Here is a 19,761-nt window from a genome sequence, read left to right as displayed (position 1 = left end):
TCCCGTGCACCCGCACCGCATCGAGTACTGAGGAGAACAGTGACACTGACCGCCGACGTGAAGGCCGAGCTGATCGCCGTCCGGGAGGTGCGCCCGACAGCCAGGGTCGCCGAGCTGACGACCCTCCTGCGCTTCTCGGGAGGCCTGCACTCGATCGCCGGACGCGTCGCCGTCGAGGCCGAGGTCGACTCGCCCGCAGTCGCCCGCCGCGCCGTCCGCGACCTCGTCGAGCTGTACGGTGTGCGCCCCGAGGTCAAGGAGGTACAGGCGTCCGGCTCTCGGCAGGGCCTGCGCTGGGTCGTGCGCGTGGTGGACGGCGGTGAGACGCTGGCCCGTCAGACGGGGCTGCTCGACCAGCGCCGGCGTCCGGTGCGCGGACTGCCGAATCGGCTGATCGCGGGAGCGAGAGAGGATGCTTCGGCCATCTGGCGCGGTGCCTTTTTGGCTGGCGGCAGCCTCAGCGAGCCGGGGCGCTCGGCAGCGCTCGAGGTGACCTGCCCCACGGCGGAGGCGGCGATGGCGCTGGTCGGCGCTACACACCGATTCCAGGTGGCGGCCAAGGCCCGGGAGGTGCGCGGCGTGCCGCGCGTCGTCGTCCGAGACGGCGAGGCCATCCGCGCGACGCTGTATGCGATGGGTGCGACCGAGACCGCGGGGCGGTGGGAACAGCTGCGCCAGCACCGTGAGGTGCGCGCGGGCGTGAACCGCCTCGTCAACTTCGACGACGCGAACCTGCGACGCTCGGCGCAGGCCGCCGTCGCCGCGTGCGCACGCGTCGAGCGTGCCCTGGAGATCCTCGGCGACCAGACCCCGGATCATCTCCGCCAGGCGGGGGAGCTGCGGCTGGCTTTCCGCGATGCCAGCCTCGACGAGCTCGGCCATCACGCCGACCCGCCGCTGACGAAGGACGCCGTGGCCGGCCGGATCCGCCGGCTGCTCGCGATGGCCGACAAGAAGGCCGAGCACGACGACATCCCGGGTACCGAGGAGAACGTGCCGGACGACCTTTGACGTGCAAGCACGTTCGACACATCGGGAAGCACCCCCGTTCCTTCCGCGTTGTCGCTCGTTAGGATGAGAATCATCCGGGCGATGCCGTTCAGAGGCGCGTCCGACGATCGCTGCCGCGCGAATCGCGGCGTATAGAGGAAGAAGCGAACATGGCGAAGTACACGCTGCCCGATCTCTCGTACGACTACGCGGCCCTCGAACCGCACATCAGTGCGACCATCATGCAGCTGCATCACGACAAGCACCATCAGGCCTACGTGACCGGCGCGAACACCGCGCTCGAGCAGCTGGCAGAGGCGCGTGACAAGGGCGACTTCGCCAACGTCAACAAGCTCGAGAAGGATCTGGCCTTCAATCTCGGCGGGCACACGAACCACTCGATCTTCTGGAGCAACCTGTCGCCCGAGGGCGGTGACAAGCCGACCGGCGACCTCGCCGCCGCCGTCGACGACCACTTCGGATCGTTCGACAAGTTCCAAGCGCACTTCACCGCCGCGGCGCTCGGCGTGCAGGGCTCCGGCTGGGCCGGACTGTTCTGGGACTCGATCGGCGAGAACCTGATCATCCAGCAGTTCTTCGACCAGCAGTCGCAATTCGCCGCCGGCACGGTCCCGCTGCTTCTGCTGGATGTCTGGGAGCACGCGTACTACCTGGACTACAAGAACGTGCGCGCCGACTACGTGAAGGCCTTCTGGCACATCGCCAACTGGGCCGACGTGCAGCGGCGCTTCACCGCTGCACGGGAGAAGGCCGCGGGCCTGCTGGTACTGTCATAGCAGCGCGGGCGTCCCGGTGGGGCACCGCCGGGACGCCGTTGTCCGTCAGTCGAAAGAAATCGCGCATCTGCGCACGACACAACCAGGGGTTACATTCGTGACTGTCAAGATCGGAATCAACGGCTTCGGTCGCATCGGCCGCAACTTCCTTCGCGCGGCGCTCGCGCAGGGGGCCGATATCGACATCGTGGCGGTGAACGACCTCACCGACAACAAGACCCTCGCCCACCTGCTCAAGTACGACTCGGTCGGCGGCCGCCTGGACGCGGACGTGGCGTACAGCAAGGACTCGATCACGGTCGACGGCAAAAGCATCACAGTGTTCGAGGAGCGCGACCCCACCAACCTGCCGTGGGGCGACCTGGGCGTGCACATCGTCATCGAGTCGACCGGCCGCTTCACGAACGCCGCCGACGCCAAGAAGCACATCGCGGGCGGCGCAAAGAAGGTCATTATCTCGGCCCCGGGCACCGACGTCGACGGCACGTTCGTCATGGGCGTCAACGACGACGGCTACGACTCGGCGACCATGGACGTGATCTCTAACGCCTCGTGCACCACCAACTGCCTGGCACCGTTGGCAAAGGTCTTCAACGACAACTTCGGCATCGAACGCGGGTTCATGATGACCGCGCACGCGTACACCGCGGACCAGAACCTCCAGGACGGCCCGCACAAGGACCTGCACCGGGCACGGGCAGCGGCGATCAATATCGTGCCGGCGTCGACCGGCGCGGCCAAGGCCATCGGGCTCGTGCTGCCCGAGCTCAACGGCAAGCTGAGCGGCTCGTCGTACCGTGTGCCGGTGCCCACGGGCTCGATCGTCGACCTCACGATCGTCACCCCGACCGAGGGGCTCACCGTAGAGACGATCAACGCGGCCTATGAGACGGCGGCGTCCGAGGGTGCCCTCGTGGGCTACCTGAAGTACAACACCGATGCGATCGTGTCGACCGACATCCAGCTCGACCCGCACTCGTCGGTGTTCGACGCCGGTCTGACCAACGTGAGCGGAAACCTGGTCAAGGTGTCGTCGTGGTACGACAACGAGTGGGGCTACTCCAACCGCCTCGTCGACCTTGCCGAGCTCGTCGCCGAGAAGCTCTGACGTCATGGCACTGCGCGCCTTCGATTCGCTGGGGTCGCTCGCTGGGAAGCGCGTCATCGTCCGTGTCGACTTCAACGTCCCGCTGCAGGACGGCGTGATCACGGACGACGGTCGCGTGCGGGCGGTGTTGCCGACGCTCAACCACCTCATCAACGAGGGGGCACGCGTGGTCGTGTGCTCGCATCTGGGCCGCCCGGACGGCGCCCCGGACGCCAGGTACAGCCTCGAGCCGGTCGCGCAGCGGCTGTCGGAGCTGCTGGGCGCACCCGTCGCGTTCGCCCGCGACACCGTGGGGGAGTCGGCCCACAGTGCCGTCGACGCCCTTGGCGACGGCGAGATCGCGGTGCTCGAGAACCTGCGTTTCGCCCCCGGTGAGACCGCGAAGGACGATCTGCAGCGGCGCGCGTTCGCACAGCAGCTCGCCGAGCTCGGCGATGCGCTGGTGTCGGACGGCTTCGGTGTGGTGCATCGGAAGCAGGCATCCGTCTTCGACCTCGCTGAGATCCTGCCCTCGGCGGCGGGCCAGCTCATCGCGAGGGAGGTCGAGGTGCTCGATCGCCTCACCCAGACGCCCGAGCGGCCGTACACGGTCGTGCTTGGCGGATCGAAGGTCAGCGACAAGCTCGGCGTCATCTCGCATCTGCTGCCGCGGGTCGACCGGCTGTGCATCGGTGGCGGCATGATGTTCACCTTCCTCGAGGCGCAGGGCTACGCGGTGGGCAACAGCCTGCTCGAGGCAGACCAGCTCGACACCGTGCGCGGATACATCGCGGAGGCCGCCGAACGGGGCGTCGAGCTCGTGCTGCCGATCGACGCCGTCATGGCCTCGGCCTTCCGTGCCGACGCCGAGGTGACCGTCGCCGCGGCCGATCGCCTCGAGGAGACCCCGTTCGGAGCAGACGGGCTCGGTCTCGACATCGGACCGCAGACTGCTGAGCTGTTCGCTGACACCATCGTCGGTTCCAGGACGGTGTTCTGGAACGGACCCATGGGCGTCTTCGAACTGGCGCCGTTCGCCGCGGGCACACAGGCGGTCGCCCGCGCGCTCACGGAGCTGGACGGGCTCAGCGTCGTCGGCGGCGGGGACTCCGCCGCGGCCGTGCGGCTGCTCGGCTTCCGCGATGAGCAGTTCGGTCACATCTCGACCGGTGGCGGTGCGAGCCTGGAGTTCCTCGAAGGAAAGAAGCTTCCCGGACTGGAGGTCCTCGGATGGCAGTGAGTAGGACCCCGTTCCTGGCGGGCAATTGGAAGATGAACCTCGACCACCTGCAGGCGGTCGCGTTCGTGCAGAAGCTGCACTGGTCGCTGCGCGACGCGGCGCACGAGGACGGGTCGGTCGAGGTGGGCATCTTTCCGCCGTTCACCGATCTACGTAGTGTGCAGACGCTGATCGACGCCGATCGCATCCCGTTCTCGTTCGGGGCGCAGGACGTGTCGGAGCACGATGCCGGCGCCTACACGGGCGAGGTGTCGGCACAGTTCCTCGCCAAGCTCCAGGTCGGCTATGTCATCGTCGGGCACTCGGAGCGAAGGCAGTACCACAACGAGACCGACGAGGTGGTCGGGCGGAAGGTCCAGGCGGCGCTGCGCCACGGCGTGGTCCCCGTTATCTGCGTAGGCGAGACCGCCGAAGACCTCGAAGAGCACGGCGCCAGCGCGGTGCCCGCCGCGCAACTCGTACGCGCGCTGGAGGATGTTGCGGCAGACGCCGACATCGTCGTCGCGTACGAACCCGTGTGGGCGATCGGGTCGGGCCAGGCCGCGACTCCGCAGCAGGCGCAGGAGGTCTGTGCGGCCCTGCGCGGTGTGGTCGCCGAGGCGCTGGGGCCCGTGACCGCGGAGCGGACGCGCATCCTCTACGGGGGGTCGGTGAAGGCCGGCAACATCGCCGGCTTCATGCGCGAGCCCGATGTGGACGGTGCGCTGGTGGGCGGAGCGAGCATCGTCGTCGACGAGTTCTCGGCCATCGTGCGCTATCAGAAGCACGTCGGGGTCTGAAGCCTCGGTATAATCGACACTCGTGCGGTCCGCCGGGACCGCGGTGAAGGGCGTGACACGTGCCGATTCTGGAGTTCATACTGCAGGTGCTGCTGGGTATCACCAGCCTGCTGCTGACCCTGCTCATCCTCCTCCACAAGGGGCGCGGTGGCGGGCTGTCCGATATGTTCGGCGGCGGGACGACGTCATCGCTGGGGTCGTCGGGCCTTGCTGAACGCAACCTCAACCGTTTCACGGTGGTGCTCGCTCTGGCGTGGTTCGTCTCGATCGTCGCGTTGGGTCTTATCACCAAGTTCCAGGGAGTCTGATATGGCCACTGGCGGCAATGCGATTCGCGGCACCCGCGTGGGGGCCGGCCCGATGGGCGAGCAGGACCACGGGTTCCACGCCGAGCGCGTGGCGATCACGTACTGGGACGCCCTGGGCAACGAGACGGTGCGCTACTTCGCGGCGAATCTCCCGGAAGAAGAGATCCCGGATGTCATCGACCACCCGCACTCGGGTCTGCCGGCCGGTCGTGACAAGAACAATCCGCCCGCGGTGGCCAAGACCGAGCCGTACAAGACCCACCTCGCGTACGTCAAGGAGCGTCGCAGTGAGGAAGAGGCCGAGACTCTTCTCGAAGACGCGCTCACCCAGCTGCGCGAGCGGCGCGGGCAGGCCTGATCAGTCCCGCTCGATGAGCTCGGGCGGCACCTCGGCCGCCGCGGCGGAGTCGACGAAGACGAACGTGCGCTGACGCCCCTTGGCGCCGGCCGCTGGAACGTTCGCATAGCTCGCGCCCGCCAGGATGAGACCGAGCGCCGGTGCCTTGTCGGCTCCGGCCAGCCCCATCCACACCCGCCGCGAGGAGTTGATGACCGGGCGCGTCAGCGACAGCCGCTCGGGCGGAGGCTTGGGGGAGTCGCGCACCGGGACGACCGCATCGTCGGTGACCCTCACTTCGGGCCGGTCGGGGAAGAGCGAGGCGATGTGTCCGTCGGGTCCCACACCGAGCAGGCAGATGTCGAACGCCGGCCACGGCTGCTCGTCGCTGCCGAATCGAGCCAGCTCGGCGGCGTAGGCCCGCGCCGCGTCATCGAGGCCCATGCCGTCGTCGGCGGCCGGCATCTCGTGGACGTTGCCGGCAGGCACCGGGATGTGATCGAGGTAGGCCTCCCGCGCCTGCAGCGCGTTGCGCTCGGCATCGGCTCGCGGCACGAACCGTTCGTCGCTCCACCAGAAGTGCACGTGCGACCAATTCACATCCGCAGCCTGCGGATGTGCCGCCGCTGCCCGCAGTGATCCGATCCCGACACTGCCCCCGGTGAGCGAGACGTGCATCACGGCGCCGTGACGCGTGCCCTTGACCAGCTTGGTGGTGAGCCTGTTCGCGAGCACCGCGGCGACGCCGGCGGGGTCGTCCCTGACCACGACGCGGCGTTCGGTCAGCCAGTCACTCGGCGTCGTCATCTGTCTCCCCGGTTGCCGGAGCACCGAGCAGGTCCCAGCCCTCCGTGATCACTCGACCATACAGGAGGTCCGGGTCCAGTCCGCGGAGTTCTTCGGCCAGGCATTCGCGCAGGGTGCGGCGCGGGAAGGAGAGCTCGTGCGACGGCTGCCCTGGCTGGCTGAGCACGGCCACGCCCGGGGTTGGCCGCTCGAGGACGATGTCGCCACTGCGGCGAGTGAGGCGTACAGATCGGATGCCGCTGGTCCACGTATCGGCATCGAGGTGCTCGTGGCGCACGGGCACGTCCAGCTGCAGTCGCAGCCACGCGGCCAGCAGCCCGGTCGAGGGCGAGTCGGACGCGCCCGTCACCTCGACGGCCGTGATCGGCTCGTACGGCGGCTGGTCGAGCACGGCCGCCAGCTGCTCTCGCCACCGGGTCAGCCGTGTCCAGGCGAGGTCGGTGTCGCCGGGGGCGTAGTGGTCTCCGAGCGCGTGGGCCCATGCGCTCGGATTCTCATGCCGGGACGCGTCGGTGATCCGCCGCTGAGCGATGCGGCCGATCGCTGATTCGGAGGGCACCGGAGGCGTGTCGGACGGCCACCAGGCGACGACGGGCGCATCCGGCAGCAGCAGCCCCGTGACCAGGCTCTCCGCGTTCGAGGCGGCGGATCCGTACGCGTGCAGCACGATGACCTCGCTCGCGCCGGCGTCGCCGCCGACGCGGATCTCGGCGTCCAGCCGCGGCGCGCTGCGCGCATCCCGGTCGAGGGTCAGCACGATGACGCGCATCGGGTGCTCCCGCGACGCATCGTTCGCCGCCTCGATCGCGTCTTCGAGAGCGCCGTACTTCGACGAGATGACGAGGGTCAGCACGCGGCCGAGCGCCACGGCGCCGCCGTCTTCGCGCACCTCGACCAGAGCCCGGGCGATCTTGCTCACATCGGTGTCGGGCAGCGAGATGATCATGGGCGTCTCCAGACTCGTCCGTCGCGCGCGAGCAGGGCGTCGGCCGACTCGGGGCCCCAGGAGCCCGGGTTGTACTGCTCCACCGGCCCGCCCTCGGCGGCCCAGAATCGCTCGATGGGGTCGAGGATCCGCCACGACAGCTCGACCTCTTCGTGACGAGGGAAGAGCGGGGGGTCGCCGAGGAGGACGTCCAGGATGAGTCGTTCGTACGCTTCGGGGCTCGCCTCGGTGAAGGCGTGGCCGTAGCCGAAATCCATCGTGACGTCGCGCACGTAGGTGCCCGAGCCGGGAACCTTGGAGCCGAACCGGATCGTCACGCCCTCGTCGGGCTGGACGCGGATGACAAGGGCATTCTGCCCGAGCTCGGAGGTCTGCGCGCGGGAGAACAAGTGCTCTGGAGCGCGCTTGAACACCACGGCGATCTCGGTCACGCGGCGGCCGAGGCGCTTGCCGGTGCGCAGATAGAACGGCACCCCGGCCCATCGGCGCGTCGCGATCTCGAGCTTGACGGCGGCGTAGGTCTCGGTCGTGGAGTCGGCGGCCATGCCGTCCTCCTCCAGGAAACCGGGCACCTTTCTGCCGCCCTGCCAGCCCCCGGCGTACTGGCCGCGCGCGGTCGCGGCGCCGAGATCGTCCGGCACGTGGACGGCGGCCAGCACCTTCTCCTTCTCGGCGCGCAGATCGCGTGCGTCGAGCGAGTTGGGCTCTTCCATCGCCGTCAGCGCGAGCAGCTGCAGCAGGTGGTTCTGGATCACGTCCCGCGCGGCGCCGATGCCGTCGTAGTACCCGGCGCGGCCGCCCACGCCGATGTCCTCGGCCATCGTGATCTGCACGTGATCGACGTAATTCGCGTTCCAGATCGGTTCGTACAGCTCGTTGGCGAACCGCAGCGCCATGATGTTCTGGACGGTCTCCTTGCCGAGGTAGTGGTCGATCCGGAAGATCGAGTCCGCGGGGAAGGCGACCTCGAGCGCCGCGTTCAGTTCGCGTGCTGTCCGCAGATCGCTACCGAACGGCTTCTCGATGACCACGCGCCGCCAGCTGTCGGTTCCGGGTGTCTCGTCGACCAGGCCGCACTCCTTCAGCTGGCGTGCGACGATGGGGAAGTCCCGGGGCGGAATCGACAGGTAGAACGCGTGGTTTCCCATCGTGCCGCGGTCCACATCCAGCCGCTCGACGGTCTCGCGGAGCCGGCGGAAGGCGTCGGCGTCGCCGAACTCGCCGGAGACGAACCGGATGCCCTGCAGGAGCTGTTGCCAGGTTTCCTCGCGGAAGGGCGTGCGGGCGTGCTCCCGGACGGCATCGTGGACGACCGCGGCGAAATCCTGGTCCTTCCAGTCCCGCCGGGCGAACCCGACCAACGCGAACCCCGGCGGCAGCAGCCCGCGGTTGGCGAGGTCGTAGACGGCGGGCATGAGCTTCTTGCGGGACAGGTCACCGGTCACCCCGAAGATGACCAGCGCGCTCGGGCCCGCGATGCGGTTCAGCCGGCGATCGTCGGCGTTGCGCAGCGGGTTGTGGCCGCGGGAGATCGGGACAGTCATCTGGTTCCTACTGTGCGGCTTCGAACAGCGCGAGCACGTCGGCTTGCGGGTCGCTGAGGGTGAGCGTCACGACCGGGCGGCCGAGCGCGGTCAGGGCGGCGGCGTCCCCGGCGGCCTGGGCAGCGATGAGCTGGCCGAATGTGAAGGGGCGTCCCGGGATCTCCAGGTCGACGTCTCCGGACTGGAGGATCTGGAGGAAGACACCGTTGCGGGGTCCGCCTTTGTGGTACTGGCCGGTGGAGTGCAGGAACCGCGGACCCCACCCGAAGGTGGTCGGCCGGCCGCAGTCGGCGGCGATGAGTTCGCGCAGACCCGCCAGTTGCGGCATGGCGAGCCGGTCCACGTACGCCTGCACCGCGACGTACCCGGTGTCGGCCACGTTACGCCAGAGGGCGTCGAAGACCGCCTCGATCGTCCCCCCGGTGGCGAGGGCGGGGTCGGAGACGCGGACCGCGATGCCGTCCTGCACAAACGCCGGAGCGGACGGCTCGGGACGCGCCTCCAGCAGTCCGCGTGCGGCGGTCTTGGCCGCATCGACATCGGGCTGATCGAACGGGTTGATGCCGAGCATGCGTCCCGCGATCGCGGTGGCGTACTCCCATACGACGAACTGGGCGCCCAGCGATCCGCTGATGAGCACCTCGTCCGGGTACCGCTCGATGATCTGGAAGCGCACCGCGTCGTCGACGAAACGGACGATCTGAACGTCCGTCTGCGGCGTGTCCGTCTCGGGCGAGACCGGCAGCAGGACCACGGGGAGGATGCCGGTGCCGTCCTTGCCGGTCGACTCCGCCACGAGCTGTTCGATCCAGTCGGGCAGGCCAAGGATGTGGGTGCCGTCGCTGACCAGGCCCAGCTTGTCGCGTCGCGGGTCACCGCCCGCGATCGCCGCAGCCAGGACCAGTGCGGGGTTATTCGCGTCGTCGATCGCGACTTCCAACAGCGTTGCTTCGGCCTCGTCGAGCAGTTCCGCGATGTCGGCTCCGGCCAGACCGGCTGGCACGATCCCGAACGCGGTCAGCGCCGAGTACCGGCCGCCGACGGTCGGGTCGCCGTGGAAGACGCGATAACCGGCGCGCGACGCGGCGGCATCGAGCGCTGAACCGGGGTCGGTGACGACCACGATCCGCTCGGCAGGATCGATACCGAGATCCCGCCATGCAGCCTCGAAAGCACGCAGCACAGCGTCGGTCTCGGCCGTGGAACCGGACTTCGACGACACGACCAGGACGGTCCGCTCGAGCCCCAGACCGGGCTCACCGTCGATCGCCGCGAGCACCTGCGCGGGTGCGGTGCTGTCGACGATGACCAGTGGCACACCGGCTGTCGCAGTGATCACCTCCGGTGCGAGCGATGATCCGCCCATCCCGGCCAGGACGACACGGCTGACGCCGTCCGCGTGCAGCCGTTCGCGCAGCGACGCGATCTCGGCGACGAGCGGACGCGAGACCGACACGGCCTGTACCCAGCCGAGTCGCCGGGCGGCCTCGGCCTCGGCATCCGGCCCCCACAGGTCGGCGTCGCCGGCGGTGATGCCGCTGGCGATGAGGTCGGAGACCAGCCCGGGCAGCGTCGCCTCGACGACGGACGCCACGTGGCCGGAGACGTGGATCTCGAAGCTCAACGCGATGCCTCGGGCGCCGTGGCCAGCGCCGTGCGGACCGTTGCCTGCAGGTCGTGCCAGGAGTCGATGAATTTGGCCACGCCTTCGTCCTCGAGCACCTGCGTCACGTCGGCGAAGTCGACGCCGACGGCAGCGAGACCGTCGATCACCGCGTGCGCGTCGGCGTAGTTGCCGGTGATGGTGTCTCCCGTGACGACACCGTGATCGCTCGTGGCTTCCAGGGTCTTCTCGGGCATCGTGTTCACGGTGCCGCGGGCGACGAGCTCGGTGACGTACAGTGTGTCGGGCAAGCTCGGGTCCTTGACGCCGGTGGAGGCCCAGAGCGGACGCTGCACGGTGCCGCCGGCCGCGACCAGGGCCTGCGCGCGATCGGCGCCGAACTCCTGCTCGAACAGCTCGTATGCCAGCCGTGCGTTCGCCACACCGGCTTTGCTCTTCAGCGCGAGGGCGTCGTCCGAGCCGATCGCCGTCAGTCGCTTGTCGACCTCGGTGTCCACGCGGGAGACGAAGAACGACGCGACCGAGTGGATGCTGGACAGGTCGATGCCGGCATCCTTCGCCTTCTCCAGACCGGCCAGGTACGCGTCGATGACGGCCGCGTAGCGCTCCAGAGAGAAGATCAGGGTGACGTTCACGCTGATGCCCGCGCCGATCACCTCGGTGATGGCGGGCAGGCCCGCTTTTGTCGCAGGGATCTTGATGAGGGCGTTGGGGCGATCGACCTTCGCCCACAGCGTCTTGGCCTCGGCGATCGTGCCCTCGGTGTCGTGGGCGAGGTCGGGGGAGACCTCGATCGACACGCGCCCGTCGACGCCCCCGGTCGCGTCGTACACGGGGCGGAAGATGTCGGCCGCCGCGGCGACGTCTTCCGTGGTGAGCGCGAAGATCGCGGCATCCGCGTCGGCACCGCCGGCGGCGAGCGCCGCCAGCTCACCGGCGTAGTCGGCGCTGCCGCCGCCGATCGCGGCTTGGAAGATGGTGGGGTTGGTGGTCACACCGGTCACGTCGCGGGTCGCGATGAGGTCGGCGAGGTTGCCGGAGGCGATCCGGGACCTGCTCAGGTCGTCCAGCCAAATGCTGACGCCGGCTGCGGACAGAGCGTGGGTGGGGGTGCTCATGCGTTCTCCTCAACGGTTGCGCGGGCCGCGTCGACGACCGCGTCGGCGGTGACGCCGAACTTCTGGAACAGGGTCTTGCAGTCGGCGGAGGCGCCGAAATGGTCGATGCCGACGGTGCGGCCGCGGTCGCCCACGACCCCGCGCCACAGCCCCGTGGCGCCGGCTTCCACCGACACCCGGGCGGTGACCGCGGCCGGCAGCACCGACTCGCGGTACGCCGCGTCCTGCTCGGCGAACCACTCGAGCGAGGGGGCCGACACGACGCGAGCGCCGATGCCTTCGGCGGCGAGCGCGTCGCGCGCAGCCACGGCCAGCTGCACCTCGGAGCCGGTCGCGATGAGGATCACATCCGGGTCTCCGTTCGGCGCTTCGGCCAGGACGTACGCACCCTTGGCCGTGTGGGCCGCGGAGGCGAAGACGTCGCCGGATGCCGTGCCGTCGCCGCGGGGGAACACCGGCACGTTCTGGCGGGTCAGCGCGATGCCGGTGGGCCCGGCGGTGCGGCGGACGATCTCGAGCCACGCGTGTGCGGTCTCGTTCGCGTCGGCGGGTCGGACCACCGTCATGTTGGGGATCATGCGGAGCGAGGCGAGCTGTTCGATCGGCTGGTGGGTGGGGCCGTCTTCACCCAGGGCGACCGAGTCGTGGGTGAAGACGAAAACGCTCGGGATGTTCATGAGCGCGGCCAGACGCACGGCGGGGCGCATGTAGTCGCTGAAGATCAGGAACGTGCCGCCGAACGGGCGGGTGGGGCCGTGTAGACGGATGCCGTTGACGATCGCGCCCATCGCGTGCTCGCGGATGCCGAAGTGCAGCACCCGGCCGTACGAGTCACCGGACCACTCGTGGGTGGACCACTCGGTGGGGATGAAGCTCTTCGCGCCCTTGATGGTGGTGAGGTTCGACTCCGCGAGGTCAGCCGATCCGCCCCACAGCTCGGGGAGCTCGGCGGCGAGGGCGTTGATCACCTGACCGGAGGCGGCCCGGGTCGATACGTCCTTCCCGGCCTCGAACACGGGGAGGGCGTCGGCGATGCCGTCGGGGAGGGCACCGGCCTCCAGTCGATCGAGCAACGCTTTGCGGTCGGGGTTCGCCGCCGCCCAGGCGTCGAACCCCTGCTGCCACGCCGCGCGCGCGGTGGCGGCGCGGTCCGACAGCGCTCGGGTGTGCGCGATGACGTCGTCGGCGACGGCGAACGCCTGCTCGGGGTCGAAACCGAGCACCTTCTTGGTCGCGGCGAGTTCGTCGGCGCCGAGCGCGGAACCGTGGATCTTGCCGGTGTTCTGCTTGCCCGGGCTCGGCCAGCCGATGATGGTGCGCAGGATGATCAGCGACGGCTTGGCGGTCTCGCCCTGGGCGGCCTCGATCGCCGCGAACAGCTCCGCGACGTCTTCGACGTACTGTCCGGTCTTCTTCCAGTCGACTGTGAGGACCTGCCACCCGTACGCCTCGTATCGGGCGCGCACGTCTTCGGTGTAGGCGACGTTGGTGTCGTCCTCGATGGAGATCTGGTTCGAGTCGTAGATCGCGATCAGGTTCCCCAGCTGCTGGTGCCCGGCCAGGCTCGATGCCTCGCTCGTGACGCCCTCCTGCAGGTCGCCGTCACCGGCGATGACGTACACGAAGTGGTCGAACGGGCTGGTTCCGGCGGCAGCGGCCGGATCGAACAGTCCGCGCTCGTAGCGGGCCGCGTACGCGAAGCCCACCGCCGAGGCCAGGCCCTGACCCAGCGGACCGGTCGTGATCTCGACGCCCTTGGTGTGCCCGTACTCGGGGTGACCGGGGGTGAGCGACCCCCACGTGCGCAGCGCCTCGAGGTCGGTCAGCTCGAGCCCGAAACCGCCGAGGTACAGCTGCACGTACTGGGTCAGCGACGAGTGGCCCGCCGACAGGATGAACCGGTCGCGCCCGAGCCAGTCGGTGTCGGCCGGGTCGTGGCGCAGCACCTTCTGATAGAGCAGGTATGCCGCCGGTGCCAGGCTCATCGCGGTGCCGGGGTGACCGTTGCCCACCTTCTCTACGGCATCCGCCGCCAGAACACGAGCGGTGTCCACCGCGCGCCGATCGATCTCTTCCCACACCAGCTGTGACAACGGGTCGCCTTTCGTTCGGAAGCCCCGCGTCGTCGCAGTCGCTCGTGGCCGTCGAGAGGCGACGAGCCGCGGCGCGAGGGACGGGGGCGTATGTGCCCCCAGCATATCGAAGGGGCCTGTCGGCGCGGCACCGGACGGCGCCGCGTGACGCGCCGTTTCACCGGCGCAGTGCGCTCAGCGCGCGGGCACGGATGCCGGCACCGCACCCCCGGTGGAACCGCGCGCGATGAGGTCGAACCGCAGCCGGGGCGGTGCGGGCGGGCGGGCACCGGATTCGACCCAGTCGGTGACGAGATCGGTGCACTGTGCACCGATGCGGGCGGGGTAGTGGTCGACCGCGGTGATTCCGGGGCGGACGAGCCGGAAGGCGGAGCTGTCCACGGCCGCCGCGACGAGGATGTCCCCGCCGACGACGAGTCCCTGGCTGCGTGCCGCGTCGAGCACGCCGATCGCAGCGCCGTCGGGAGCGCTGATCACGGCGTCGGGACGTCGCGGGTCGGCGACCAGGTCGCGCGCGACGTCGGCGACGTGGTCAGCGGACGCCGTGAACGACGTCTGCCGCAGCAACGCGCGGCGTTCATGGCGGTCGCACCAGCCGGCATACGCGGCGGCCGTGCGACGCCCCCAGCTGGTGTTGTCGCCGGCGGCGATGAACGCGACCCGCTCGGCGCCGCGGTCCGCGAGGTGGTCGAGCAGCGTGGTCATCACCTGGTCGTGGTCGGGCTCGACGACGGGGACGGGTGCGTCGGGGGCATCCGGGATCCGCTCATTGCACACGACCGGGAACTCTGCGCGGATGAGTGCCTGCAGGCCCGCGTCGGCGGCGAGCGGATCGACGGCGATCACGCCGTCGACGCGGTCGGGCAGCGAGGACAGGTCGTGGCCGGCCAGCAGGATCGTGAGGGCGAAACCGCGCACGCGGGCCTGCTCGGCGGCGCCGAACACGAAGCGCATGTAGTACTCGAGCGTGCCGATGTCCACCGGAAGGTACAGGCCGATGATGCCGGCTCGGCCCCGCCTCAGGTTCCGAGCCGCGTCGTTGCCGTGGTACCCGAGTCGCGCGGCGACGGCGCGGACGTGGTCGACCGTCGCGGGGGAGACCCGGCCCGACCCGCCCAGGGCGACGGAGGCGGTCGTGCGGGATACCCCGGCGGCGACGGCGACGTCGAGCAGTGTCACGCGGGATCGATTCATCACGCTCATCCTAGGCGGCGGGTCAGGTCTTGTGCCCGGCGGCGTGGGCCGCTACCATCATTCCAATGCGGAATCGATTCCGCACTGGAGTCATCGAAGCGAGAGTGGCCCGACGGGAGTAGCCGGCGCCGAAAAGACCGAAGGAGTCCGCCCATGGCCGATGCATCTGCACAGACGAACGTCGTCACCCTGAAACGCGCGCTGGGAACACCCTCGCTCGTGCTGCTGGGACTGGTGTACATGGTGCCGTTGACGATCTTCACGACGTACGGGATCGTGACGGAGATCACCGGGGGACGGCTGCCGCTCGCGTACACGGTGACGCTCGTGGCCATGCTGTTCACGGCTCGCTCGTACGGCCGGATGGCGCGGGCGTACCCGACCGCCGGCTCCGCCTATACCTACAGTCGCGGGGCGTTCGGTGGGACCGCAGGCTTCCTCACCGGCTGGGCGCTGATGCTCGACTACCTGTTGCTGCCGATGATCAACTATCTCGTCATCGGCATCTACCTGCAGGCCGCCTTCCCCGCGGTGCCCGCCTGGGTGTTCATCGTCGGCAGCGTCGTGCTGGTGACCGCGCTCAACATCTTCGGCATCGTCACGGTGGCGCGGGCGAACTATCTCATCATCGGTGCGCAGGCGGTGTTCATCGTCGTCTTCGTGATCCTCGCCGTCGTCGGCCTCAGCGGATCGGGTCAGGTCGATCTGCTCGCTCCCTTCGTCGGCGACGGGAGCGCCGGCGGGGTCGGTCCGCTCCTGTCCGGGGCCGCGATCCTCTGCCTGTCCTTCCTCGGGTTCGACGCCGTCAGCACGTTCGCCGAGGAGGCGCGCGAGTCGAAGCGGGTCGTTCCCCGCGCGATCATGCAGACGACGTTCATCGCGGGGGCGTTGTTCATCGGGCTCGCCTACATCAGCTACCTCGTGCTGCCGACCACGTCGTTCGCCGACGTTGATTCGGCGGCGGTCGAGGTCATGATGCAGGCGGGTGGGACATTCCTCGCGGCATTCTTCACGGCGGCCTACGTCGCTGGTTCGCTCGGTTCCGCACTCACTTCGCAGGCGGCGGTGTCGCGCATCATCTACGCAATGGGCCGTGACGGCGTGCTGCCGCGGCGGTTCTTCGGCCGGCTGAGCGCACGGTGGCAGAGCCCGGTCGCGGGTATCGCCATGACATCGGCGGTCGGCCTCCTGGCGCTCGTGCTCGACCTCGGCACGGTCGCCTCGCTGATCAGCTTCGGTGCGCTTGCGGCCTTCTCTCTTGTGAATCTCGCGGTCGCGAAGCACTATTTCGTCGACCTGAAGGAGCGCAGCGGCGGTGCGGTCATGAACAACCTCGTCATCCCGGGGATCGGTTTCGCCATCACGGTGTGGTTGTGGACAAGCCTGTCCGGTGCGGCACTGGTAGTGGGTTTGGTCTGGGTGGCGCTCGGCGCGCTGTGGATCGCCGTCGTCACCGGTGGGTTCCGCCGGCCCGTCCCGCAGTTGGAGGGACTTGACTGAGCGGACGCGCGCGAACGCGGACTCCCACGGTGCCATAGACTGGCGGGGAGACTTGACGGCGATTGCGGGGCGATGGACATCACGACCACGGGCGGGTTCGCGGCATCCGCGGATCGCCGATCCCTGGGTCGCACGATCCGCGCCTATGTCGCTCTGACCAAGCCGCGCGTTCTGGAGCTGCTGCTGGTCACGACCGTACCGGTGATGGTGCTCGCCCAGCAGGGGCTGCCGTCCCTGTGGCTCGTGATCGCGACGGTCATCGGCGGATCCATGAGTGCGGGTTCGGCGGCGACGTTCAACATGTACATCGATCGGGACATCGATGCGCACATGCAGCGCACCGAGAACCGTCCACTGGTCACCGGCGAAGCCTCGCCGCGCGGTGCGCTCGTGTTCGCGTGGGTGTTGGCGATCGGGTCCACGCTCTGGCTGGGGCTGACGACGAACTGGCTGGCCGCGGGCCTGAGCGCGCTGGCCATCTTCTTCTACGTGGTGGTCTACACGATCATCCTCAAGCGCCGTACCGAACAGAACATCGTGTGGGGTGGGATTGCGGGCTGCTTCCCGGTGCTGATCGGCTGGTCGGCCGTGACGGGTTCGCTCACGTGGACTCCCTTCATCCTGTTCGTGCTCGTGTTCCTATGGACGCCGCCGCACTACTGGCCGTTGTCGATGAAGTACAAGGACGACTACGACGAGGCCGACGTGCCGATGCTGGGTGCCACCCGCAACGGTTCGCAGGTCGGACTGCAGGTGATCCTGTACGCGTGGGCGACCGTGGCATGCTCGCTGTTGCTGATCCCCGTCGCCGCGATGGGCGCGGTCTACTCCGTGTCCGCCGTCGTGTTCGGCGGCTGGTTCATCTGCGAGTCGCACGTGCTGTACAACCGTGCCGTGCGCGGTGAGCAGCCGCGTCCGATGCGCGTGTTCCACGCATCCATCACCTACCTCACACTCCTGTTTGTCGCGATCGCCGTAGACCCGCTGCTGCCGTTCTGACCGCTGCCCCGGCCTGCACTTCTCTGCAGATCTGCAGTTCTCCGCATATCCGGGGCCTCCCGCATCCGGAGTTGTGCAGATGTGCGGGGTTGCGTGGGGCGAGTCGATTCCTCCACAGCGCGCGGATACGCCCAGGCATCCACAGAAGCGAGCACGGGGGACGCACCGGGGCGGTCGGCGCGCAAGAGTGTGCCCATGTCGAGACGTGGGATTTCAGAACTGGTTGCGGCCGTCGCGGGGGGTGTTGCGCGCGCGTCGTCGCTGCAGCGCGCCGGCCACTCCCGACACTACATCGCCGAGGCGGTTCGCCACGGCGAACTCGTTCGCGTGCGCCGGGACTGGGTTGCCGCGCCGGGGGCGGATGCCGAACTGGTCGCGGCGGCGCGATACGGCGTCGTGATCACCTGCGTCAGCGCCGCGCGTCGCGCCGGGCTGTGGGTGTTGGGCGAGGACACCCGGCACGTGGCCGTCCGCAAGGGAAGCGGTGGGGGCTGGCCGGCCCAGCTGCACGTGCACTGGGCTGCGCCGCTGGTGCCCCGCGCACCCGATGAACTGGTGGACCGGATCGAGAACACCCTCGCGCTTGTCGCAGGCTGCCAGCCGTTCGAGGAAGCACTGGCGGTCTGGGACTCGGCGATCCGGCAGGGTGCGGTCTCCCGTGAGACCCTCGAGCGGTTGACGCTGTCCGGCGCCGCGCGCGACCTGCTCGACGAGGTGTCACCCTTCGCCGACTCCGGGCTCGAGACGTTCTTTCGCACTCGCTTGCGGTGGCTGCGGGTTCGGATCCTCTCCCAGATCTGGCTGCACGGGCATCGGGTCGACTTCCTGATCGGCGATCGCCTGGTCGTGCAGATCGACGGCGGGCACCACGTCGGCGCGCAACGCGCCGCGGACATCGCGCACGACGCGGAGCTCGTGCTGCGCGGATACACCGTGCTCCGCTACACCTACGCGCAGATCGTCGACGACTGGCCCGCGGTTCAGGACGCGATCCAACAGGCCGTCGCGCAGGGCCTGCATCGGGCCGCCTGACCCGCGCGCGGTGACGCGCTTCAGCGGACTTCTGCAGTTCTCCGGATGCCGAGCCACGCCTGAATGCGGAGAACTGCAGAAATGCGGAGATGTGCCGCGGGATGACCCGGGCTACGCGGGGGAGTGGGTGGGGGTGGCGGAGTGGTTGAGGGAGCCGGAGCGGTTGGGGGTACGGGAGGGGGGTGTGGGGGAGGGTGCCGTCACGTGCATGAGGACGACGACCACGGCTGCCACCAGCACCACCGCGAGCACCATGTGGACGTTGACCAGCACGATCGGCAGCCCGGAGCGGGCCTGCCACAGCCCAATGCCGATCTGCACGAGCTCGACCCCCAGGAGCACCAGGGTCCAGCGCCGCAGGTGCAGCGCGGGAGGAGTCCGCCGAGCGCCGACGACGAGCGCAAGCGTGAGCGCGAAGGCGAGGTAGGCCGGCCACGAGTGGACGTGCTGCCACCACACGGGGTCGAGGCCGTTGCGCGCCGCGGCGGCATCGCCGGCGTGCGGACCGGACCCGGTGAGGAGGATGCCAACGACGACGGTGACGAGCACCGCCACGCCGGTGGCATACGCGAGCGCGGCGTATCCGGAGCCGACGGCGCGCACCCGGGGACCCGGCTCGCGGTACACGCGTACCACCAGCACGGTCGCCAGCGCGACCAGGGCGGACGAGATCAGATAGTGGGTGCCGACGACGCTCGGATGCAGGTGCATGAGGACGGTGATGCCGCCCACGACGGCCTGCAGGATGATCCCCAGACCGATCGCGAACGCAATGCGGGCGAGGTCCAGCCGGCGCGGACGCAGGCGCACCACGGAGAGGTACATGAACAGCGCCACGACGACGAGCACCCCGGTGAGGGTGCGGTTGCCGAACTCGATCATGCCGTGGATGCCCAGCTCGCTCGTCGGGACGAGCGACGATCCGGTGCAGTACGGCCACGTGTCGCAGCCCATGCCCGAGCCGGTGAGCCGGACCAGTCCGCCGGTACCCACGATGCCGATGTTGACGGCCAGCGAGGCCCACGCCAGAGCTCGCACCCACCGGGTGATGGCGTGGGGCATGAGGAAGGACCGGACGGAGTTCGCAACGGCCGTCGTGGACATGTACTCGGTTGTCTCCCGGGGCGTCGTAGCGGGGGCCGTCGGTGTCGGGCGTTGCCTGTAGACTCGACGGGTGGAGACAGCGGGGCGCGCCTCGCCGTCCCCCCAAGTATAGGCGCGGTCCGTGCGCCACGAGTTATGGCCCTGGAAGCGGCATCCCACCCTCGTACACGACCCTCCAATCGTGAACACGGCGGGGGAGCGGGAATGCCGGGACGGATGACACCGTTGCGGCCGTGAAGGAGGAAAAGCCCATGTCGGATGT

At 69.2% G+C, this 19,761-nt stretch carries 18 protein-coding genes; 10 read left to right on the top strand and 8 right to left on the bottom strand.

Going from position 1 to position 19,761, the window contains the following annotated elements; all coding sequences use genetic code 11:
- Positions 1 to 39: 39 nt before the first annotated feature.
- From whiA to ACK5IN_RS01465, 7 genes are all read left to right on the top strand, one after another.
- Positions 40 to 1,011 carry a DNA-binding protein WhiA gene (gene whiA / locus ACK5IN_RS01495; RefSeq protein ID WP_416894463.1) on the top strand — a complete coding sequence of 324 codons (972 nt, stop codon included), beginning with the start codon at positions 40 to 42 and terminating at the stop codon, positions 1,009 to 1,011.
- 149 nt (positions 1,012 to 1,160) lie between these two features.
- Positions 1,161 to 1,787 (top strand): superoxide dismutase, encoded by a 627-nt coding sequence (locus tag ACK5IN_RS01490; protein WP_416894462.1) that lies wholly within the window; start codon positions 1,161 to 1,163, stop codon positions 1,785 to 1,787.
- A 97-nt stretch (positions 1,788 to 1,884) separates the two neighbouring features.
- Positions 1,885 to 2,895, top strand: a complete 1,011-nt coding sequence (gap, locus tag ACK5IN_RS01485) for a type I glyceraldehyde-3-phosphate dehydrogenase (RefSeq protein ID WP_416894461.1) — start codon at positions 1,885 to 1,887, stop codon at positions 2,893 to 2,895.
- Between the two features lie 4 nt (positions 2,896 to 2,899).
- Positions 2,900 to 4,114: a phosphoglycerate kinase gene (locus ACK5IN_RS01480; protein ID WP_416894460.1), complete on the top strand. Its 1,215-nt coding sequence runs from the start codon at positions 2,900 to 2,902 to the stop codon at positions 4,112 to 4,114.
- A complete protein-coding gene (tpiA, locus tag ACK5IN_RS01475; protein ID WP_416894459.1) occupies positions 4,105 to 4,893 on the top strand; it encodes a triose-phosphate isomerase in 789 nt (262 codons plus the stop codon). Before ACK5IN_RS01480 ends, tpiA begins: the two co-directional genes overlap by 10 nt.
- Before the next feature lie 59 nt (positions 4,894 to 4,952).
- Positions 4,953 to 5,201, top strand: a complete 249-nt coding sequence (secG, locus tag ACK5IN_RS01470) for a preprotein translocase subunit SecG (RefSeq protein ID WP_416894458.1) — start codon at positions 4,953 to 4,955, stop codon at positions 5,199 to 5,201.
- Between the two features lies 1 nt (position 5,202).
- Positions 5,203 to 5,559 carry an RNA polymerase-binding protein RbpA gene (locus tag ACK5IN_RS01465; protein WP_416894457.1) on the top strand — a complete coding sequence of 119 codons (357 nt, stop codon included), beginning with the start codon at positions 5,203 to 5,205 and terminating at the stop codon, positions 5,557 to 5,559.
- Here ACK5IN_RS01465 and pgl read toward each other — a convergent pair whose 3' ends face one another.
- The 7 genes from pgl to ACK5IN_RS01430 form a co-directional block, all read right to left on the bottom strand.
- Positions 5,560 to 6,345 (bottom strand): 6-phosphogluconolactonase, encoded by a 786-nt coding sequence (pgl, locus tag ACK5IN_RS01460; RefSeq protein WP_416894456.1) that lies wholly within the window; start codon positions 6,343 to 6,345, stop codon positions 5,560 to 5,562.
- Positions 6,329 to 7,291 (bottom strand): glucose-6-phosphate dehydrogenase assembly protein OpcA, encoded by a 963-nt coding sequence (locus ACK5IN_RS01455; RefSeq protein WP_416894455.1) that lies wholly within the window; start codon positions 7,289 to 7,291, stop codon positions 6,329 to 6,331. Before ACK5IN_RS01455 ends, pgl begins: the two co-directional genes overlap by 17 nt.
- Entirely contained in the window at positions 7,288 to 8,835 is a 1,548-nt protein-coding gene (zwf, locus tag ACK5IN_RS01450; protein ID WP_416894454.1) for a glucose-6-phosphate dehydrogenase, read from the bottom strand. Before zwf ends, ACK5IN_RS01455 begins: the two co-directional genes overlap by 4 nt.
- 7 nt (positions 8,836 to 8,842) lie before the next feature.
- Complete coding sequence (locus tag ACK5IN_RS01445; protein ID WP_416894453.1) at positions 8,843 to 10,459, bottom strand: glucose-6-phosphate isomerase; 1,617 nt, start codon at positions 10,457 to 10,459, stop codon at positions 8,843 to 8,845.
- Positions 10,456 to 11,577, bottom strand: coding sequence for a transaldolase (gene tal / locus ACK5IN_RS01440; RefSeq protein ID WP_416889692.1), 1,122 nt, complete (start codon positions 11,575 to 11,577; stop codon positions 10,456 to 10,458). The genes ACK5IN_RS01445 and tal overlap by 4 nt, the downstream gene beginning before the upstream one ends.
- On the bottom strand, positions 11,574 to 13,670 hold the full coding sequence (gene tkt, locus ACK5IN_RS01435) for a transketolase (RefSeq protein ID WP_416894452.1): 2,097 nt from the start codon (positions 13,668 to 13,670) through the stop codon (positions 11,574 to 11,576). The genes tal and tkt overlap by 4 nt, the downstream gene beginning before the upstream one ends.
- 174 nt (positions 13,671 to 13,844) lie before the next feature.
- The gene (locus ACK5IN_RS01430; protein ID WP_416889694.1) at positions 13,845 to 14,864 is read right to left on the bottom strand and encodes a LacI family DNA-binding transcriptional regulator; all 1,020 of its coding nucleotides are present in this window, start codon (positions 14,862 to 14,864) and stop codon (positions 13,845 to 13,847) included.
- A gap of 153 nt (positions 14,865 to 15,017) precedes the next feature.
- On the opposite strand from ACK5IN_RS01430, the gene ACK5IN_RS01425 reads away from it, so the two are divergent.
- From ACK5IN_RS01425 to ACK5IN_RS01415, 3 genes are all read left to right on the top strand, one after another.
- Positions 15,018 to 16,364: an APC family permease gene (locus ACK5IN_RS01425; RefSeq protein WP_416889695.1), complete on the top strand. Its 1,347-nt coding sequence runs from the start codon at positions 15,018 to 15,020 to the stop codon at positions 16,362 to 16,364.
- A gap of 72 nt (positions 16,365 to 16,436) precedes the next feature.
- Positions 16,437 to 17,363 (top strand): heme o synthase, encoded by a 927-nt coding sequence (locus ACK5IN_RS01420; RefSeq protein ID WP_416889696.1) that lies wholly within the window; start codon positions 16,437 to 16,439, stop codon positions 17,361 to 17,363.
- Positions 17,364 to 17,558: 195 nt separating this feature from the next.
- Complete coding sequence (locus tag ACK5IN_RS01415) at positions 17,559 to 18,395, top strand: DUF559 domain-containing protein (RefSeq protein WP_416889697.1); 837 nt, start codon at positions 17,559 to 17,561, stop codon at positions 18,393 to 18,395.
- 111 nt (positions 18,396 to 18,506) lie between these two features.
- On the opposite strand, the gene ACK5IN_RS01410 is transcribed toward ACK5IN_RS01415, so the two are convergent.
- Positions 18,507 to 19,457, bottom strand: coding sequence for a COX15/CtaA family protein (locus tag ACK5IN_RS01410; RefSeq protein ID WP_416894451.1), 951 nt, complete (start codon positions 19,455 to 19,457; stop codon positions 18,507 to 18,509).
- Positions 19,458 to 19,761 lie beyond the last annotated feature (304 nt).

It is taken from the genome of Microbacterium sp., assembly GCF_047971895.1.
GTDB lineage: Bacteria > Actinomycetota > Actinomycetes > Actinomycetales > Microbacteriaceae > Microbacterium.
Note: the sequence above shows the minus strand (reverse complement) of the source record. Positions and strands in the feature narration are given on the sequence as shown.

What these genes read in the sequence shown, in the direction of transcription:
- ACK5IN_RS01490 (WP_416894462.1), top strand. Translation starts at nt 1,161, where the DNA reads ATGGCGAAGTACACGCTGCCCGATCTCTCGTACGACTACGCGGCCCTC.
- ACK5IN_RS01480 (WP_416894460.1), top strand. Translation starts at nt 2,900, where the DNA reads ATGGCACTGCGCGCCTTCGATTCGCTGGGGTCGCTCGCTGGGAAGCGC.
- tpiA (WP_416894459.1), top strand. Translation starts at nt 4,105, where the DNA reads ATGGCAGTGAGTAGGACCCCGTTCCTGGCGGGCAATTGGAAGATGAAC.
- ACK5IN_RS01465 (WP_416894457.1), top strand. Translation starts at nt 5,203, where the DNA reads ATGGCCACTGGCGGCAATGCGATTCGCGGCACCCGCGTGGGGGCCGGC.
- pgl (WP_416894456.1), bottom strand. Translation starts at nt 6,345, where the DNA reads ATGACGACGCCGAGTGACTGGCTGACCGAACGCCGCGTCGTGGTCAGG.
- ACK5IN_RS01455 (WP_416894455.1), bottom strand. Translation starts at nt 7,291, where the DNA reads ATGATCATCTCGCTGCCCGACACCGATGTGAGCAAGATCGCCCGGGCT.
- zwf (WP_416894454.1), bottom strand. Translation starts at nt 8,835, where the DNA reads ATGACTGTCCCGATCTCCCGCGGCCACAACCCGCTGCGCAACGCCGAC.
- tal (WP_416889692.1), bottom strand. Translation starts at nt 11,577, where the DNA reads ATGAGCACCCCCACCCACGCTCTGTCCGCAGCCGGCGTCAGCATTTGG.
- ACK5IN_RS01430 (WP_416889694.1), bottom strand. Translation starts at nt 14,864, where the DNA reads ATGAATCGATCCCGCGTGACACTGCTCGACGTCGCCGTCGCCGCCGGG.
- ACK5IN_RS01425 (WP_416889695.1), top strand. Translation starts at nt 15,018, where the DNA reads ATGGCCGATGCATCTGCACAGACGAACGTCGTCACCCTGAAACGCGCG.
- ACK5IN_RS01420 (WP_416889696.1), top strand. Translation starts at nt 16,437, where the DNA reads ATGGACATCACGACCACGGGCGGGTTCGCGGCATCCGCGGATCGCCGA.
- ACK5IN_RS01415 (WP_416889697.1), top strand. Translation starts at nt 17,559, where the DNA reads ATGTCGAGACGTGGGATTTCAGAACTGGTTGCGGCCGTCGCGGGGGGT.
- ACK5IN_RS01410 (WP_416894451.1), bottom strand. Translation starts at nt 19,457, where the DNA reads ATGCCCCACGCCATCACCCGGTGGGTGCGAGCTCTGGCGTGGGCCTCG.